Source organism: Corynebacterium rouxii, from assembly GCF_902702935.1.
Taxonomy (GTDB): domain Bacteria; phylum Actinomycetota; class Actinomycetes; order Mycobacteriales; family Mycobacteriaceae; genus Corynebacterium; species Corynebacterium rouxii.
This window is the reverse complement of sequence record NZ_LR738855.1, coordinates 180642-197908: the sequence shown is the minus strand read 5'-3', so window position 1 is coordinate 197908 and position 17267 is coordinate 180642. Positions and strand designations below refer to the sequence as shown.

Annotated in this window: 17 protein-coding genes; 1 reads left to right on the top strand and 16 read right to left on the bottom strand. The window is 53.3% G+C overall.

The genetic code is table 11. The features are described from left to right. Positions 1-39: 39 nt before the first annotated feature. Positions 40-6048, bottom strand: coding sequence for a phage tail tape measure protein (locus tag CIP100161_RS01095; protein WP_155871249.1), 6009 nt, complete (start codon positions 6046-6048; stop codon positions 40-42). A gap of 202 nt (positions 6049-6250) precedes the next feature. On the opposite strand from CIP100161_RS01095, the gene CIP100161_RS01090 reads away from it, so the two are divergent. Further along, positions 6251-6472, top strand: coding sequence for a hypothetical protein (locus CIP100161_RS01090; protein ID WP_155871248.1), 222 nt, complete (start codon positions 6251-6253; stop codon positions 6470-6472). A gap of 35 nt (positions 6473-6507) precedes the next feature. Here the strand turns inward: CIP100161_RS01090 and CIP100161_RS01085 are convergent, their stop codons facing one another. From CIP100161_RS01085 to CIP100161_RS01015, 15 genes are all read right to left on the bottom strand, one after another. After that, a complete protein-coding gene (locus CIP100161_RS01085; protein ID WP_155871247.1) occupies positions 6508-6861 on the bottom strand; it encodes a hypothetical protein in 354 nt (117 codons plus the stop codon). A gap of 97 nt (positions 6862-6958) precedes the next feature. Beyond that, positions 6959-7801, bottom strand: a complete 843-nt coding sequence (locus CIP100161_RS01080; protein ID WP_155871246.1) for a hypothetical protein — start codon at positions 7799-7801, stop codon at positions 6959-6961. A 9-nt stretch (positions 7802-7810) separates the two neighbouring features. Further along, positions 7811-8254: a hypothetical protein gene (locus CIP100161_RS01075; protein ID WP_232053035.1), complete on the bottom strand. Its 444-nt coding sequence runs from the start codon at positions 8252-8254 to the stop codon at positions 7811-7813. A gap of 8 nt (positions 8255-8262) precedes the next feature. Then, positions 8263-8583: a hypothetical protein gene (locus CIP100161_RS01070; protein WP_155871244.1), complete on the bottom strand. Its 321-nt coding sequence runs from the start codon at positions 8581-8583 to the stop codon at positions 8263-8265. After that, positions 8580-8903, bottom strand: a complete 324-nt coding sequence (locus CIP100161_RS01065; protein WP_232053034.1) for a hypothetical protein — start codon at positions 8901-8903, stop codon at positions 8580-8582. The genes CIP100161_RS01070 and CIP100161_RS01065 overlap by 4 nt, the downstream gene beginning before the upstream one ends. A gap of 41 nt (positions 8904-8944) precedes the next feature. Then, on the bottom strand, positions 8945-9355 hold the full coding sequence (locus CIP100161_RS01060; RefSeq protein ID WP_155871242.1) for a hypothetical protein: 411 nt from the start codon (positions 9353-9355) through the stop codon (positions 8945-8947). Positions 9356-9365: 10 nt separating this feature from the next. Beyond that, positions 9366-9665, bottom strand: a complete 300-nt coding sequence (locus tag CIP100161_RS01055) for a hypothetical protein (RefSeq protein WP_155871241.1) — start codon at positions 9663-9665, stop codon at positions 9366-9368. A gap of 8 nt (positions 9666-9673) precedes the next feature. Beyond that, the gene (locus tag CIP100161_RS01050; RefSeq protein ID WP_155871240.1) at positions 9674-10663 is read right to left on the bottom strand and encodes a major capsid protein; all 990 of its coding nucleotides are present in this window, start codon (positions 10661-10663) and stop codon (positions 9674-9676) included. Between the two features lie 11 nt (positions 10664-10674). Beyond that, entirely contained in the window at positions 10675-11295 is a 621-nt protein-coding gene (locus CIP100161_RS01045; protein WP_155871239.1) for a hypothetical protein, read from the bottom strand. Positions 11296-11371: 76 nt separating this feature from the next. Further along, on the bottom strand, positions 11372-11683 hold the full coding sequence (locus tag CIP100161_RS01040) for a hypothetical protein (RefSeq protein ID WP_155871238.1): 312 nt from the start codon (positions 11681-11683) through the stop codon (positions 11372-11374). Beyond that, positions 11680-13386 carry a hypothetical protein gene (locus tag CIP100161_RS01035; protein ID WP_155871237.1) on the bottom strand — a complete coding sequence of 569 codons (1707 nt, stop codon included), beginning with the start codon at positions 13384-13386 and terminating at the stop codon, positions 11680-11682. Before CIP100161_RS01035 ends, CIP100161_RS01040 begins: the two co-directional genes overlap by 4 nt. 16 nt (positions 13387-13402) lie before the next feature. Continuing rightward, entirely contained in the window at positions 13403-14731 is a 1329-nt protein-coding gene (locus tag CIP100161_RS01030; RefSeq protein WP_155871236.1) for a phage portal protein, read from the bottom strand. Continuing rightward, positions 14728-15144: a terminase TerL endonuclease subunit gene (locus tag CIP100161_RS01025; RefSeq protein WP_232053033.1), complete on the bottom strand. Its 417-nt coding sequence runs from the start codon at positions 15142-15144 to the stop codon at positions 14728-14730. Before CIP100161_RS01025 ends, CIP100161_RS01030 begins: the two co-directional genes overlap by 4 nt. 169 nt (positions 15145-15313) lie before the next feature. After that, positions 15314-16381 carry a terminase gene (locus CIP100161_RS01020; protein WP_155871234.1) on the bottom strand — a complete coding sequence of 356 codons (1068 nt, stop codon included), beginning with the start codon at positions 16379-16381 and terminating at the stop codon, positions 15314-15316. Continuing rightward, a complete protein-coding gene (locus CIP100161_RS01015) occupies positions 16365-16838 on the bottom strand; it encodes a hypothetical protein (RefSeq protein ID WP_044055061.1) in 474 nt (157 codons plus the stop codon). Before CIP100161_RS01015 ends, CIP100161_RS01020 begins: the two co-directional genes overlap by 17 nt. Positions 16839-17267 lie beyond the last annotated feature (429 nt).

Sequence of the window (17267 nt, the reverse complement as noted above, 5' to 3'; positions counted from 1 at the left end):
AGATTCTGGTAATCCCATTCATAGGAGACTTTTCCCTTTCTATCCAATCTTGGAGTCAACAAAACGATTCGCATCAACCTGAGTCAAAGCTGCAATGCGCCGCTCATACTCATCTCTGACCTCACGCAGCATCGCCTCTGTCTGCCCTCGGGTGAATGCATCACCTTCCGGCAACGTGAATTCCACTGGGCTAGTATTAATCCCCGCTTTTTTCGCAGCTGCCCGCTGGGCCTCCACAAGCAACGCAAGTTGTCTGTTCGTCTCGTCTTGCTGCGCGGTTTGACGCTGAGCCAAAACCAGCATTGCTTCACGACGCTGCGCTGCAACCTCTGCAGCCTTAGCGAGAGCTTCCGCTTCCCGCTTCGTCGACGCCTCTGCGAGCTGTTTCTGTAGTTGCGCGTAATCCAGCTGTGCTTTCAGCGCATCTGCCTTTGCGGCATGCTCTGTTTGAGCAGAGAGCTTTTTCGCCTCTAGCTGGAGCTTTTGCGCCTCAATCGCAGTGGATAAAGCAGATTGTTTGTCCGCTTGGCGACGCTGCATGGCCGCGATCTTTGATTCGACGCTATAGGCCATCGAACCAATTGTCGCATCCATCCACTGATCAGCGAGCTTCGCTCCACCGACAGCAGCGTCAGGGCCAAGTTGGCCGGCTAGAGCACCACCACCAATCGACAGAGCAGCGCCACCTGCAGACCCTGCAATAAGGGCCACCCTGTCGCCGACCGACATGCCCTTCCACGCGTCAGAGAGTTCACCCTTGTTGTTTCTGATATCGATGCTGCCACGAGCAATATCAGAAATACCGCCCACGGCCATCCCTGCACCAGCTAAAGCACCGACGGGGCCGCCAACAGCAAATCCAGCAAGGCCACTGAGAATTCCACCAAGAACTTTTCCTAACCCACCGACGACGCGCCCAATACCACCAAACCCGGCTGCAGCACCGCGCGCCTGATTCGCCGTCATTCCATAAAGCTCACGTGCCTGCTCAGTGAGAGCAGCAGTATTAAGCCTGAGCATTTCTGCTGCAGCATTCTGCGCCAATGTCGCCTCAGCCACCTGCAGCTGAGCTTCCGCCTGTGCATGTGTAGCCTCCAGCTCATCAATCGCCGCCTGTGCTCTGGCAGCCTCGACTTGCCACTGCGCGGCCCTGACAGCAGAGGAATTCTCAATCACAGACGCTGTGACTTCCTCAATCGAAAAGATTCCCGTGCGTCGGAATCTGTCCATCGCACCGCTCATCGCCTCGATCGACGTTGCCCCTAGCTTCGCCTGCTGACGACGCGCCTTGTCCAACTCCGCCTCAGCCTGCGCGACAGACACCGCGCCCACAGCACGAGCTCTGTACAGATCCCACTCTTTTACCTGGAGATCTTGTACCGACTTAATCAACTGCAGGCGATTCGTTGTCTGCTGCATCTGCAGCTTTGAGACTTCTTGGCGGGTCTTCTCGACCATCTCCGCGAGGTCTCCCATCACAGAAAAATACTTCTGGATGTGACCAATACCAGCCTGTAGCGCCTCACTCACACCTGTGACCATGTCCGCAGCTGCCTTAAATCGTGCCGCGACGACAGTCCGTTCAGCTGCCTCTAGCCGCTTTGCAGCATCCGTCGATTTATCACGCAGATCATTGAAATCCTTCTCGGCCTTTGTCAGCCCCTTTCTCACGTCGGCGACGGCTTCTTCCTTCTTCCGAAGATCCACCGTTTCCTCTGCGATACTCTTTCGAGTTTCAGCAAGCCCTTTCTCCGCATCAATGACAAGCTGAGAATGAGAGAGGAATCCTAACCCTCCGCTGCCTTGCTGCACTACCTTGCCCATCAGGCCGAGAAGCTGGTCCATTTTTGACCACTGCCCCGCAGTAAAAACCGGCTCAGGCTTTCCTGAGAGATTTAGAGCCAGTCCACCATGCGGGAGGTAGCCTCCCTGGTCATAAAGACCCACATACCTTTCAGCCAGAGAATGCAACTCATGTGCAGATCCCCAGTTAGCATCACCACGACTGCTCGATCCAATGGTGCTTGTTCGATCTGATTCACTGACTTCCCCATTGCCTTTGAAATGACGCCAATCGGTAAAACCTCTTCCTTCTAGCGGGCCTGCAGTCTTGCCGACGGTGAAACCACCGCCGGTGTTACCGCCTGATTCGACGAAGGTTCCATCCTGCAACTGCAGTGCAGTATGTCCGGAAGCTCCACCGCCTTGATCCCACCAACCGATCGTGATGTCACCTAGGCCGCCTCGGCCCGGCAATGCTCCCTTCGCATCGAGCCATTTCCCTTCAGTAACTGTTGACATACGGGAATCGAAAAAATCGAGCCCCATGCCGACATTTACCGTTCCGGAGACACCGCCAGAACAGTCAACACCCCCTTCATCCCATCCGCCCATTTTGTAGCGGGTGCTATCCATGAATGCGATTCCACGTTTGATCTCATCTGCTGATTTGATCACACCACCAGTGGCAAAAACAGGAAAAGTACCAGCGTTGATTTGAGCCAAAACATCGTGATATTTCTCAGACGACCTACGATTGATCACCCATTCGCCAGCATCAACGCGAGCGACCGGCATCCCATCAGACCCGACCCCAAGAATTCCATCTACACGATCAGTACCTGGACCATAAACCGGAAGTCGTCCGCCAGTTGCAAAACCAGCAATACCGCCGTCAGCATGTCCAGTAAGCCAGCTGCCCGCTTTGATTGCTTTCAGCGTTATCGTTCTCACGAGTGGGATCTGATTGATGAGATTCATCGCTTCCCCGACTCTTGACTTCAGTTCACTTGTATTAGCTCCGATTTTCGGAGTCGGGTTTTGCTGAGCGACCTCATTGAGATGACCCAACGCTGCTGTTTTATCTGCGATGAGCTGATCAATGACCATCTTCGCTTTCGGGTCAGCCACTTCTGCAGATAGAGCACGCAGCTCTTCCACCGACGTTTCCTTACCTGCGATAAGATCATCAATCTTTAGTTGAGCAGAAGCTGATACCTCTAGCCCGTCGAGCTCAGATGTCAGAGTCTTCACATCTTCCGCGCCAAGCCGGAACTTCTGATCATCAATATCAATCTTCACACCAGCTTGAAGCTGATCAACGCTGGCAGTTGACGTCACCACCATATCGAGATTCTGCAGCGCCTGCTCAGTATCAGCAGTCACCTTAATCTGGCCAGTCTGTGCGTTGATGACATCAACTTTCAGACCCAGCGCAGAGAGATCATTAATCGCCTTCTCTACATCTGCAACACGCATTTCTACTGGCTGGCCAAGTTTTTCACGCAATTGGTCAGCCTGCGCCCATACCGTGGCCAGATCCGCCTTTGCCGGATCCGCTTCGATATTGACCGCCGTTTCAATAACCGACGGCACAAGCCCCATCGATGCAGCAAGATCCTGCACCTGCTCAGAAGTTAGCCCATACTTTTCTGCGAGCTGATCCAGCGCACCCTGTGTCTGGGACCATGCCTCGGTCATATCCCCGCCTGTGGCAGCTACATTCGCCAGCTCGTCGCGGAAGCCAATAAGTTCTTGCCGCAAGCCACGCGCATTCTTCTGAGTGAGATCGAGCTTCCCATCTGCTTTCAGCAGAGCGTTGCCAAATCCATCGGCTGAATCCACTGCATTAGCGGCAGCATCGCTGACCTTGTCGATATGCTCAGCAAGGGCTGCTGCAGCGTCATCTTTCGACTGCTCTTGCCCAAACATATGGTCGAGCACGGCGTTAAGGGCTTTAACTTTATCCGCAGCTGATGTCGACGATTCTGCAATCTTCGAGAATGCGTCTGATACCTCCAACGCTCCCGGCGCGAGGTTTTTTGTTTCCTCGTTGATGCGTTGCCATTCGGTGCGTTGGTGTTTGAGTTGTGCGACTGCGGTGCGGCCGCCTTCGGTGGTTTGGTCGAAGCGGTTGATGAGTGCTGAGAATTTTTCGTCGCTGCCTGAGATGGCTGTTGACATTTCGGTAGAGGAAATGCCGACTTTTTTAAATGCTTCGGATACTCGTTCGGCGTTTTCTGCGATTACCGTGTTACCGGCTGTTTTTCCAGCACTGCTTACTATGTCGCCGCCGTTTTTGGCTGCTTCCCATAGTGTGCTCATAACTCCGCTAATTTTGCCCGGTTTCGTTTCGGCAAGCTGTTGTTGTCTTTCGATGAATTCATCGAGGGCGGTTGTCATGGATTTGATCGCACCAGCGGTGTCCCCTGAGACGATCGCTGTTGCCATCTCTCGTTGAGAGTCGGCGGTGCGAAGTGTTGCTTCTCTGAGGAGTTCTTGCTGTTTTCGGGCTTTTGCTAGCTCGCTAGATACTTCACCGACTGCCCAGCCAGCCGCAAGAAACGCCGCACCCCAGGGGCCACCAAGCATGCTGATGAGGCCACCTGCGGCGGACTTCACCCCAGAAATTGCGGCGGCCACGCTTCCCTTCATTGTTCCTGCGAAAGACGCTGCCTTGGCTGCAGCCCCATGCCCCATTGATGCACCCAGACGATCAACGGCGGTGAAGAGGTCTTTTTCTGCGATCCACTGGGCGCGTGCTGCTGTGGCTGCTTCGCGGTGTGCTGCTGCAACGGTTTTCAGCTTGGATGATGCCCCATGATAAGCATCCCCCATTTTGCCGATGGCAGGGACACGCTCACCAAGGACGAGCATTGCTGCTGATGTTTTTGAAATCGAGCCGCCGAGTTCCTGAAATGCCCCTCGTGTTGAGGCGATGTCAGTTCGGAATCCAGCAATTCCGCTTTTGGCGGATTTAACTTTTGAGCTGAATGCACCAATGGCTCCGGTGTGCTTGGCGATGGCTAGTCCACCGAGTGCTAGACCGAGGTGCTGGACCTCGGATGGGAGCTGGGTAAACGCTCCTCCTAGTGCTGCTGCTGATCCTGCTAGATCTGCGAAAGCTCCTACAGCGGTTGCTGAGAAATCAGCAATTGTGGGGGCAAGTCCTGTGATCCCTTCGGCTAGGCCTTTCAGGCCGCTAGTTAAAGGTCCTTCGATCGAGGTGTAGATACCAAGGGCAGTTTCCTCCCACGCGTTACCGACCATTTCGATTGCACCTGGCAGACCTTGGGTTTGCGCGGCAGCTAGTTCTGCTGCTTGGCCGGCCCTAGTCACCGCTGAGCGAGTGCGGTTGAATCCCTCAGCGCCCTGCTGCGCTGCAATGCCTGCAAGACGCATAGCGTCTGATCCGAAAAGGGTTGCTGTTGCGGCTTGGTATTGCTCATCTGTCATTCGTGACGCAGCGAGATTGAGCTGGTCAAAAAGGTCAGACATTCCCACGAATTTTCCGTGAGCATCATAGACCGTCAATCCCAGCTCTTCGATGGCCGCTTGCGCAGGTTTGCCTTGATCAGTCAACGCCAGCAACGCCGATTTCATCAGCGTACCGGCATCAGAGCCTTGGATGCCCGCATTCGCAAAGACCGCCAACGTCGTCGCCGTGTCTTCCATCGAAACACCGAATTGATGGGCAACCGTTCCTGCCTGCTGCAGGCCATGGGCGATTCCGGTGATCTCAGCAGAAGACGCATTCGCGGCACCTGATAGAACATCTGCCGCTGTTGAGGCATAGTCTGCTGTCAGTCCGAATGCCTGAAGAGCCTGCGATTGGATAGTCGCGGCGGAGGCTGCATCAATTTGAGCAGCTGCAGCCAACTGAAGCGTACCCTTCGCAGCCTCCATCGACTCTTGGAGGGTGAAACCGCCTTTAGCCAGTTCCGTCATCGCAGCAGCAGCATCACCAGCAGATGTCGCCGGCAAATCCATGTCATTGCCGAGGGCACGCGCCTTGGCAGCAGCAGCCTCCATTGCCGCACCAGATGCCTGCGTGACCGCTTGCAGGGAGTTCATCTCCGTGCGATAGGTATTACCAACGTCGATGATCTCCTTACCGAGCCCAGCAATACCAGCACCTGCAAAAGCGAGTCCTAGTGCACCGCCAAGTTTGCCGGCAACGCCGAGCGCAGGGCGCAGCCCCGCCTCCATCTTTGGGCCAAAGCCCTTCACATCTGGTTCAACCAGAATATCGATTTTGCCGCCAGCCATAGCGTGCTCCTCTCAGCTATCTCCCCATGCCCTCCCGAAGCTGACGAATACTGATACGCTTCTTCGCCGGCTTTTTCTCTACCTCAGCCACCTGAGCTAAAAGCTCCTGTGCCCGGTGCGCTGCTGCGTGCTGTGGGCGTTTCGCGATGGGGTAGATGATTGGCTTGGGTGGGGGTTTGGTCCCTGATCTTTTTCGTTCTTCGTGGGCTTTTTTGACTTCTGGGTCTTCTGGGTCTGTTGTCCACGATTGGTATTCGGCGTTGAGCCAGTAGTCTTCGCGGTCGATGAGGGATGCGATGTTTTCATCGGTGTATCCCCACTCGTAGTCATCGAGTTTGAGTATGAGGACGACGAGGTCGACCCACCAGAGTGTTTGGCGTTGTTTTCGCCAGTTAAGGCTGTAGAAACGCTGAAAGCCCGCTAGGCAGCGGGCGTGTTCTTGAGGGTCTTCTAGGGATGTTAGGAGTCTTTCGACCCCGTCAAAAAATTTCCGTCTTCGCCACGGATACCTGCAATCTGGGTGAGCAGGCTCTGCACCTTGTTGAATTCTGGAAATGAAAGCTGCATTAAATCATTCACGAAATCAGCCTTCGCTTTCTCCTCCGATGTGGAAATAAGATCAATGAGCTCGCGGGTGACCTCTTGTAGCGGCTGCTCTGCGACCTCTGGGCCGTAGAGGCGGATGATTTTGTGGACTTCGTCGGCGGTGAAGTTTCGGCGGATGGTGAGATCGTTGCCTCGGAGTGTGATTTCCTGTGGTTCTCCTGCGTCAATAGAGCAGGCTTTTTCAAAAATATCGATTTTTTCCGACATGGGTTTTCCCTTCTTGGTGGGTGGTGGAATAAAAAAAGGGCGGATCCTTTTCTTCAAAAAGAAGAGGCGATCCGCTTTTCCTCAATGCAGGCGCTGATTATGCGACGGTGACCTCTTGCGAGCTGGAGCCGGTGAGGTTGGTGCCGTCTGCGGTCAGTGCGCCGGTTACCCCCTTGACGGTGAAGGGGCCTCCTGCGCGGCCTGTGACAGAGGCTTTCTCCCCGCCTTTGACTTTGCGCAGAATCACCTGGACGGCGGTGCCGTTGGAATTCTGCGCAATATCAGCGGATTTCTGCCCATCGATGGAGAGGGTAAAGGTGCCTCCAGAAGCCCCAGAGGGAAGGGTCACGGTTTTTTCACCGGCCCCGTCTTCCTCATCCTGACCGCTATCGTCATCGATGTTCATTCCGTCTGGAAGCCCAGGAAGAATTTCAACGGCTGGCACGAGGAATTCCACGGAGAATTCATAGCCATCAAGGCTCTTGCCATCGATTGCAGCGCGAGTAGCAGGGCCAGAAAGGGTGCATCGCTCACACCAAATAGCCATTTGCTCCTCACCATCATCGAGGCGGATCAGCAAGGAGAATTCCTCACCAATGCCCTTTTCGACAGCATAGTGGTCGCCAATCTTTTTGATTTTCCCACCCTGGGCACGCGTGCGAACAGTTGCCTCCGAGTTATCGACTGCCCGGAACTTACACCCCTCGGTTAGCGGGTCACGAGCAACCTTGTAGGCAGCCTTGCGGTAATTAAACACCTGCAGCTTATTAACAGCCTGCTCCGAGGTCAGCTCAAAGCCAGCTTCGACACCGCCATATGGCAGAAATCCCTCAAGCGATTCAGCGAAAAGATCGCTAGGCATATCTGCGCCAGCGGCCCCTCGGAATGCATCACCGTCAAGCCACACATAGGCCTTCTCCGGATTTGCGTAATTGGACATTTTCTCCTCCTAAATAATCTGCGCCCGGCGGCGCAGATGGATCTGAAACCGCACAGGCGCGTAATACAAAATTTTGTCTGCTCCACGATTGGTGTCGTAAAGCTGAATTGGTCCGTCAACCCACGTCGCAGACCACGCATGCAGATCATCGATGATGATGTTCTTCGCTCTTCCCAACAGCTCCCCTGCCGTCGCGGCAAGGTTCCATGCTGTGACATCAGGATCTTCATCGATCTTCGAAATATCACACCCAGGCACCCACGGGGTGACTTGGATCATCAACCGGCGCAGCATCGGATCATCACCAACATGACCGACAGCGGCGACTGTCACATGCGGCCTTGCCAAGGGATCCGGCACCTCACGTGTCGTTACCTTCCCGCCGTGCAAAAGATCGGTGAACACCTCCTGCTGAAGCAAAAACTTTCGGATCTCACCCGGCGCGTAGGGCATCGGTACTCTCATCGTCTACCTTTACCTTTCCTTGGTCGCATTCCGGAGTACTTGCCGTAACCCATCGCCGCATTGGTAAGTGATGCATGAGCAGGTGTTTTACTTGTCCCGTACTCCTTGTGGATTGCGGTTTCGTCAGTGTCAACGACCATGATCTGGGTTCCGGATTCTTTGACCTCAATCCCCGTTGCATAAGCACCGGTGCGATACGGTGCATCAGCGCGGGCGGCGTCTGCGATTTGACGGGCTATTTTCCTTCGACCTGACCTCGATTGCAACCTGACTTGTTGTGGGATCTGGGACTTGAAGACCGTCAGCCGCGCTTTCATCTCTTCCCCTTGGCCCGGCGAACCCGCGTTGCAATGTACTCAGGTTTTTTACCTGGGATACCGCGCTCGTGTCCATCAGTGATGCACTGCCAGACTCTTCCGCGATCATCGACAAATTCATCTGCAGCACATATCTCAATATCGGTGATCGGGATATGCGTTGGGCAAAAGAGGATGAGGCGTTCATCCTTCACAGATGTTGACCCCACTTCTTTTTCACTTGACCATAGTGGTTCTTGGACTAGCCCACGTCCAGCAATTTCAGTGATGGTAGGACTACCAGGTTCTCCAGTGATGGGGTCTTCACGACCTTCTATCACTTTTCGGAGAATGAACTTTGGTTGAAAAAGAACTATTGCGCTCACCACCGATTGCTCCCTTCCGAAAAAGTTGGCGTGGGAGCTTTTCGAATGCTGAAGACCCCGCGTGGCTGCGGTGGGGAGAGCAAAACGATTTCATCCGTTGTAAGCCAGAGGAGATTTCCAGACCCGAGGCCGCCATCAGAAGACCATTCCATCTGAACTTCTGGGTACGCGAGCTTATCCATACCGCCACGGCTAGTTTTATCAAGGGCCCTAGTGACCATATCTTCGACTACGCCTGCGACCACACTGGCTGAAATTGATCCATCGCGGGTTCTTTTCTCCAGTGTGGGAAAACGCTGCATGATGATAGCCTCAGCACGCCCGATGAGCCTCTCAGCGTAGGATTCGCGAGAACCGTCTAGGTCAGGCCAGATCTCCACAATCGGTATTTTTAGGAAGATCGCCATGTGCTACCTCCTAGTGTTCTGTGTGAGCCTCAATTGCTTCGCGAAGACCTGCAACATCTAGTCCGTCGGTATTAATACCTAGCTTGGTGGCATAGGCAACAAGCTCAGCTTTCTTTGCTTTTGCACCTGGTATTCCTAATGCTTCGGCTTCAGTCCCTTCCTGCCCAGAGAGTTCTTCAGCATCGATGATGTACCCATGGCGCTTGTAGTACGCGAGTTTGTGGTCTGGGACTTTGCAGACTCCGTCGACGAAATAATCATCGCCAACAGGTCCTGTGTATCCGTGTACTGGTGTTTTTACGATTGCCATGTCATCTCCTAGTTATCAGCTAGCTTGATGTTGCGCATCACGGCAGCAGCCTTGGTCGACTTCAGTGCAACTGCGATAGGACCAAGCTCGACTTCGCCGCGCTTGACGGCACCAGCTGTAGAGAAGTCTGGGAGCCATGTCTTGATCATGCGTCCATCTGTGGTGGTGACACCATGGAAGCCGTCAAGGCCAAAGCGCACTGCATAGAGGCTCGTCTTTCCCAGAGTCACAGGAATGATCGGGTCATTGGTGCCAGCTTTTGTACCAGGATCAACGATGATCACATTTCCGATCTGCTCGCGCATAATCTGATGACCATTAGACCCCAGCAGGCCTTCCACTGGCTCTCGCGAGTACATGTTTGCCCGGCGCGCTGCTGCGCGAATCTTCGCCAAGGCGCGTTTGTTGCCGAAGAGCATGGTTGGCGGACCATCAAGTGCATCCAAAAGTTCGTCGAGATCATCGAGCACCGACATCGCTTCATCCGCGGATGTGAACTTAGACCAATCGCGCTCGGTTCCTTCTTCTTCCTTGTTCAATTCGGTAGAAGAATCTTTCAGAGCCTTATCAAGGCCATCAAAACCGTTTGCGTCCTTTGCGGTGTCTCCGTTGATGACAGCATCGCAGAATTTAGTATTGGTCGCTTTGATCAGCTGCGACATCTGCAACGCGATTTCATCTGATGCGGCTGGCCCGAGGTGCGCGAGCACACGGTCGACCTTAAAGGATCCACCCAGGGGTTTCAGCTCGACGCTAATTTTCTTGGTGGTGACTTCCTTATCGGTGTACTCCGTTCCGATTTCGCGGAATGCTGCATCACGCTGCGTAGCTAGGCGGCGGTAGCCGTACGAAAGGGTTGCGCCTCCTCCAGCTGGATTCACTGCTGTGTCGAATGCCAGGTTGTCGAGAATTACCGATTCTTTGCGGAATTCATCGATGACGGTTGGCTCATAATCTTCTAGGGTATTGAGCTTTGCTTGTTCTAGGGTGATCGCCATTTCTTCCTCCTTTAGACGTTAAAGTGGGCGCGCAAAGCGCTTGAGAGTGAGTTCGCTTGCGACTTTCCAGCTGCGTTCTGACCCTGTGAAGGATCAAAGGCAGAGCGGTCGAAGCCGATTGTCTTTGCAAGCGCTTTTGCGTCTTCCATGATTTCTTCTGCGGTTTCTCCCCGCAGCCTGTCCGCCATCTCGGCGGGTAATTTCGTTGCGGACAATGCTTGTGAGACGGCTTCACGCCGCTTTGATGCAGCTTCTCCGTCAGCGATTTGCTTTTCCAGCTCCGCAATTCTTGCTAATGCCTGATCACGATCTGCTACTGCTTTTTCGTGATCGCTCATTTTTGACCGCTCGATCTCATCGAGCTTCGCTTTAAATTCGTCGCGTTGCTGCTCTGCTTCTTGGCGTTTATCGCGCTCACGAGCAAGATCCTTAAGCACCATCGTCTTTGATCCACGGGCTTCTGGATCTTCATTACTGTCAGAATCTTCGGCAGCCTTATCTCCTTCGGCTTTCCCGTCTTGCGAAGTAGTTTTAGGGCTGTTTTGGTCATCTACTCCCGCACTAGATCCACTATGAGCGGTGTCGGAGTCGTTGATGATCGCTCGGACCCATGGGGCTCGTTTCTTGTGCATTGCTTACAATCCTTCCGATTTTGGGTATAGAAAAACCCGCTACCGATTGCGGTAACGGGTGAGATAGTTGATGTAGTTATGCGGCTTTATGGAGGAATGGGGATATATCTACACGAGGCTCCATGCCCGCATATTTCAGCAGCATCTTATACGTCAGATCCTGCACATAATCGAGTGCTTCCAGATCCTCATACTCATCATCAGTCAACCACAGTTCCAAGAACTCTTTTTTCAAATCGACGTCTAAATAACCGTAGTTCAGTAGTGCTTCTACGTAGTAAGCGTCAATAGTTATATTGTCCTGATTGTCAGGTCCAGCATCGACACCGTAGAAAACTTTCCCACCCGTTTCACGCTCGATTTTTTTATACACACTCTCAGCCATCATTCCTCCTTCCTATATCGCGTCATAATTCTACCATCCGATAGGACTTCGGTGACTCCGTCTCCGCCACGAAGCGGAAAGGCAGAATTGACTTTGAACGTTCGAGTATCATTACCACGTGTTTTACCTGTTACCACTCGCAAAGTAATGCAATGCTTATCTGGAGTGAGCACTTCTTTTTTTAATCGATACGTTCCCCACTGATCTACCTCGATTTCTTCAGGATCTGATAACACATCTCGAATAATTCCTTGTTGCTCATCACCCAACCAGTTCCTAAGTGCTGCTGTTCTTCCTTTGAGCAACGGAAAAAATGTTTTCACCTCACTAGGAAGATCTACACCACTTTTTACTTGCTCCACGACCCATGAACGTCTGGAATGATCATGGGCACCTTGGATAACGTTCTTATGCACCTTCCCGGTAACGATGTGTTCAATTGGCACGCGTTTATCCGCTGTACGCAAATCCTCGAAATACCGCCTCCGGATCTCATCATCACCACCGCCATTTTTCGACCATCGTGGCGGTTTGCTCGGAGGATCACCACTACCAGCCTCGACCGTTATACGCTTTAGCTCTTTTTCATGTCGCGCTTTCAGCTTCACACGAGCTCGCTCTGTAGCTTCTTTTACGGCTTTGTCCCGCGTAAAAAAGTTGAGTTTAGAATCCAATGTGGGCGATGCATCCAAGAAGAAACCGTTCTTGTGCAGCAATGAGACCGCAATATCACGGTCGCCACCTGCAATCTTGTAGATTTCTTCCGGCATCAATCGCGGCCGATCAGTCCGCATGTATCTGCCTTGCTTCGACATCTTCGCGTCATACTGCTGACGCAAATACATCGAAGCCCAACCGCGTTTCGTCGTCCCCTCAGATGTCATAACAGTGCGAGTGCCAAAACGATCTGCAGCAACCTTCATTCCCCGGCGCGCATTGATGACCTGTGATGGGTCTGCTCCGTCTCGGATTGCTTGGGCGCCTGCGATGGTGAAGATTTTGTTTTGGTCTTTTTCGGATAGTTGTGCGAAATATTTATCCACATCAAATATCCACAGCTTGTGCATGTCCGATGTTTCTTCGGATACGGGGATTGCGTCGCAGTCACAGCCTGGGTGTCGTTGGAATCCAAGTCCTGCTCCGCCGCGTTTTCCTGCAAGGATTGCGCAGCGAGCGCAGCACGGTGGGCGGACGATTCTCACCCACGTAGTTCGTGGGCGGGCGATGAGGTTGGTGAGTTTAGCGATTCTCGATGCGTCTGAGATTGCCGTTTGCGTTGCCATTTGGAGGACTTGCCCGCTGTATTTCCACAGCTTTGCTCTTTCAACTTCGGTTGCTCCGTTGTCGATTGCCTCTGTAATGCGCAATCCTTGTGCATAGGCAAGGCCCATGATTGGCTGCCCAGAGCCGGTGATTCCGGTGAAGGCTTCTGGTGAGGCGTGTCCTAGCGGGGTGCCGTCATAGCCTTGGAGTGCTAGTGCTGTGTCGACAGATCCGATAGCGATACTTGCTGCTTCGAGCTGTGCTTCTGCGACTCTCTTGGTGAATTCTTCAGCGTAGATCTCGAACCAAACTGATGGATCCATTGGGCGGTTCGTATTCCATGCGGCAGCTACCCATTTGACAGCCTCTCCAATGATCTCAGATCTGGTTCCAGCGGCGGCGCGTAGTTCTGGTGGTAAGCGGCTGAACTGGTCGTCGTGCATTTACCACCTCTTCCTGTCACGTTTCTGCGTCACGTTCCAGTTTCTGCAGAAGCGTTCCTGCTTCTTCTTGGCTGAACCATTCGATTTCACGGTCAATCCGTGCTTGAGGCCAACCCATCTCATTCATCGCTCCTCGAACGGACAAGATGGGACGTCCACCGGTTAGCTTCTGCATTGCATCTGCTTGCTGAGCTTCGGTCGGTGTACCTGGATTGCGCCAGAGAATCTGAATTTTCCCGTCTGCAGACCATTCCCTAGTGCGAATGCGCTCGGCGATTCCAAGCGCCCACGCCCAGCCTGCGCCGGCAACCGAATTGATTCTTTCTACCTGCTTTACAAGGCGTGATTCATCAGCTCTGATCGCGCCTTCAGCGGCCGGATTGGCAGTGTTTTGCCCCATCATCCGAACGGGAAGTCCTGTGATTGTTGATGCCTGCTCGGCCAGCATTTTGATGGTGTCATGGAAACCTGTCAGGCTTGCACCTGCAAGCTGTTCCACCTTGGCATCTTTCTTAGAGAGCGCCCAAACAGCCCCTAGGTATGTGTCCCAGGGGTCGAGTTGTTCACCGTTTTCATCGACAAAGTCTTCCTCGCTGACACCGAGAGCAATTTTCTGTGGTGTTGCCACTGTCTCCATAGCGAGCTGGAGCTGAAGCATGACTCGCCCAGCCATATCAACGATGGGCTTGAGATCCGAGAGTTGAGTTTCCCCTTCGAATGATCCTGACTGTTGTCTGTTGATCATCATGACGATTGGTACACGCCCAAGGTTGTGTTCGATCCGTGTCTTTGCTTTCCACATCCCCATTTCTTTGCCCATGATCACTGTGGAATCCGGCAAATACAGCGTCATATGCTCTGCAATGCCTACAGAATCCCTGTAAATTCGCAGCGCTGCTGTCATTGACCTTGTCAACGGATCCACGATTGCCGCCATATCTCGTGGTGACTCCGCTCGAATGCGCGGGCGCCCGCCATCTGGATCAGCAGCAACGGAGACGAATGCACGACCATAAATCGTTAAATCCTTGTGCACCAGATGGCTTTGCACATCAAGATCATTGGCTTCCCAATCGAGGCGTAATTCCTTGTCTTCGGTAATCTCACCAGATCGGATCAACAGTCTGACGTCTTGCCGCTCTTCAAGCACATCAATGTAAGTCCTGCACCAATTGAGCGGAAAAGCGAAAGGCTGTACATCAGGGGGAACGGAAATGCCTAGGTTGCCGATCTGTTGCAAGCCTCTGTAATAGCGCTCATTGATTTTGTCCTGATTCCGCTGCTTTTGAATCTTCATAAACAGCTTCTTGACGAGCTCTTCTTCCGATTTCGTTAGCTCCATCATCTCCGCCTCCTTCCTAAGACGACTACGCGAGATTTTTCTGATTCCCATTGCTTCGCATGCGCATCCATAGCTGCCTCATGCGCGAGGATGGTGGCCATTGCCGCATCTATTTTTTGATGCTCTGAGGGCTTCCCCAGAACATACTGTTGCCCAGGCTTTGCGACTTTCTTTGCATTTGCCATTGCAAGCGCTGTCAGCGGGCATCCATCATGGGTGATCCGCCCATTGGCTAAATCGATTTCAAACCGAGAGATCGCCGCATACATACGCTTGATTGCGTTCGTCGGCCATTCAAAAACGCGTTCTTGTCCAATCTGGAGTGCCCACTCACCAATTTCAGAGCGCCAATCCTGCGGATCCGCATAAAACCTCTGAATTTGATACCTAGTTCTGATCTCATCGACTGCGGCCATGACCTCCGATCGCGGAGTTTTCCCACCCCACTCTGCAGGATTCCAGATAGTAGGTCTACGATCTGGCCCATACCGCGGTGTGAAAATGAATCCACTACGTGTTTCAGCCCGTAAAGCTGTGAAATCGTTGTTTTCTGAGCCGTCGAAACCAACGCAGATTGATTCACCATCAGGCGGGTTCTCTATCCAATGCAAAGCAGTCCTCCCACAGGTTCGTCGGCAGCCACGTGCCTGATGAATACGTAATCCGGTTCCCGAAAAACCTCTCTGCTTGCTCTGGATCGCGCTCTGAAATCTCATTGGCTTCTGCTAGAACGGAGTCAATATTGACCCATGGAGAACCCCTATAAACCGCCTCTAGAATCCTGCGGCGATCTTTAGGACGCTTCCATAGCAGTCCTTTAGGCGGCGGGATGTAGAAGCAAAACACGTCTTGTGCCGTCGACTCAAACGTCGTTTGTGCTACAGAACGCTCTGAAGAGTCATAAGCGTTTGTGGTTTCGATTGAACGTCCAGCCATACCTGCAAGGCCACGACGCTGTGCGTCAGCAACCTTTTCCATTTTATTCCGCTTATTCCACAAACCAGTCTCGTCTTGAAGCACGAAACTGACAGGGTTACCGACCCTAGAGTCAGCAGAAGCCGTCACAGCATCAATTCGATCAGCATCATCACCTCCAAGCCCTCCGAGAATGCGAATGAATTCGCCTCTGGTAGCGAGAAGATTCCGCAACGGACCCATCTTGACCATCGACTTCAATGGGCGCATCGTGTTATCGACTTGATCTTCCGAGGTCGCCGTGAGCTGAATCAGTGGCGATGGGTGCGGACGACCTTTCGGTTCTCCCTTCTGGTAAGGAAACTCGAAACCGCAATCACAGCCCCAGTCAGCACACCGATAGACATCCCCTTCTTCTGCCCACCCATCAAATTCTGCTGGCCCCACAGCCTGCACTAGCGTCATAGAACCAGCCCACGGACCTTTGCCAGTCTTCTGCGGTGCAATCACCTGCATACGACGATATTGGAATGCTTGGTTACCTAGCGGTTCGCCACTCCATTTCAGCCCGGCGCGAATTCTTCCAAATTGCGCGGCGCACCAGAATTGCCAGTCGCTCCATATGAATGGTTGGCCGCGTCGGTAGCCATCTGGGACGAGGCAATGTGCTTGCACCCATGCGTCCCAGAGATCTCCGAGTGTCGGGAAGTCGATTATCCAGTTATCCTGCGTCTCCATTTACTGCGCGGAGCCGACGGATAGGCTGTGGAGACTGTGGCGGGGTGTTTGTCGGCGCCGCGTCTCCTTCCATCTCGGATGTGGAGATCACCCAGCCATTTTCACGAAGGCCTGCAGGAGAAAGCCCAATCGAGTCTGCAAGGCGTAGGACCTGTGTCATAGTCGATGGTGATGCGTCTGCGGCTTCTGATTTCACTACCCATCTGACGTAGTGGCCGATTGTGAGCCATCGCCATGGCTCATTGATCCAGGCTGCGGCTTGTGGATATTTCCAGATTTTCTTCCACAATGAGCGCTCTCGTGGGGTTCCTTTTGGTAGTGGCCATTCTGGCAGTTTCCCGTTGAATCCGCTTGCTGGCAATGGTCGGAGCTTTTCGTCGAGTTTTCGACGGTCCGACCGTCCAGATGCTGGGTCTGGTGCTGGACCAGATCTTGTTCTTGCTCCGCCTCGTGGCATTATTTTCGTCTCCTTCCTCGCCCCCTTTGGGCATATTTTTAACATGTCGGGTTCAAAAAAACAGCTGGTCAGGAAACTTTTTGAACCCTTCGCACCTCTGAGAGACCTCACCCACGGCTGGGGTTCATAGCCTCCGAGGGGCCCTCCCCTGGGGTCTTCCATAGGTGGATGCCAGGGCCCTTCTTACGTCCGCTGCATGACGGGAGTTACACCGCCGGCACAGCACCGTCAGATGCTGCTCCGATCCGCCTCCGAGCGCTAGAGCCTGCGTATGTTGCGCGGTCAAATCATGGGCTTTATGCCCGTAGCACTTATAGCCTGGGCACCAGTCTCCATAGATTTCCCGCCATCTAGCAACCGCTTCACGCCTGATCGCTGCTGTTCGCTGTCCGTCGATCTTCGTCGCAACTGTTTTTCGCTCGTGTGTCT

What these genes read in the sequence shown, in the direction of transcription:
- CIP100161_RS01095 (WP_155871249.1), bottom strand. Translation starts at nt 6,048, where the DNA reads ATGGCTGGCGGCAAAATCGATATTCTGGTTGAACCAGATGTGAAGGGC.
- CIP100161_RS01085 (WP_155871247.1), bottom strand. Translation starts at nt 6,861, where the DNA reads ATGTCGGAAAAAATCGATATTTTTGAAAAAGCCTGCTCTATTGACGCA.
- CIP100161_RS01080 (WP_155871246.1), bottom strand. Translation starts at nt 7,801, where the DNA reads ATGTCCAATTACGCAAATCCGGAGAAGGCCTATGTGTGGCTTGACGGT.
- CIP100161_RS01075 (WP_232053035.1), bottom strand. Translation starts at nt 8,254, where the DNA reads ATGCCCTACGCGCCGGGTGAGATCCGAAAGTTTTTGCTTCAGCAGGAG.
- CIP100161_RS01070 (WP_155871244.1), bottom strand. Translation starts at nt 8,583, where the DNA reads ATGAAAGCGCGGCTGACGGTCTTCAAGTCCCAGATCCCACAACAAGTC.
- CIP100161_RS01060 (WP_155871242.1), bottom strand. Translation starts at nt 9,355, where the DNA reads ATGGCGATCTTCCTAAAAATACCGATTGTGGAGATCTGGCCTGACCTA.
- CIP100161_RS01055 (WP_155871241.1), bottom strand. Translation starts at nt 9,665, where the DNA reads ATGGCAATCGTAAAAACACCAGTACACGGATACACAGGACCTGTTGGC.
- CIP100161_RS01050 (WP_155871240.1), bottom strand. Translation starts at nt 10,663, where the DNA reads ATGGCGATCACCCTAGAACAAGCAAAGCTCAATACCCTAGAAGATTAT.
- CIP100161_RS01045 (WP_155871239.1), bottom strand. Translation starts at nt 11,295, where the DNA reads ATGCACAAGAAACGAGCCCCATGGGTCCGAGCGATCATCAACGACTCC.
- CIP100161_RS01040 (WP_155871238.1), bottom strand. Translation starts at nt 11,683, where the DNA reads ATGATGGCTGAGAGTGTGTATAAAAAAATCGAGCGTGAAACGGGTGGG.
- CIP100161_RS01035 (WP_155871237.1), bottom strand. Translation starts at nt 13,386, where the DNA reads ATGCACGACGACCAGTTCAGCCGCTTACCACCAGAACTACGCGCCGCC.
- CIP100161_RS01030 (WP_155871236.1), bottom strand. Translation starts at nt 14,731, where the DNA reads ATGATGGAGCTAACGAAATCGGAAGAAGAGCTCGTCAAGAAGCTGTTT.
- CIP100161_RS01025 (WP_232053033.1), bottom strand. Translation starts at nt 15,144, where the DNA reads ATGGCCGCAGTCGATGAGATCAGAACTAGGTATCAAATTCAGAGGTTT.
- CIP100161_RS01020 (WP_155871234.1), bottom strand. Translation starts at nt 16,381, where the DNA reads ATGGAGACGCAGGATAACTGGATAATCGACTTCCCGACACTCGGAGAT.
- CIP100161_RS01015 (WP_044055061.1), bottom strand. Translation starts at nt 16,838, where the DNA reads ATGCCACGAGGCGGAGCAAGAACAAGATCTGGTCCAGCACCAGACCCA.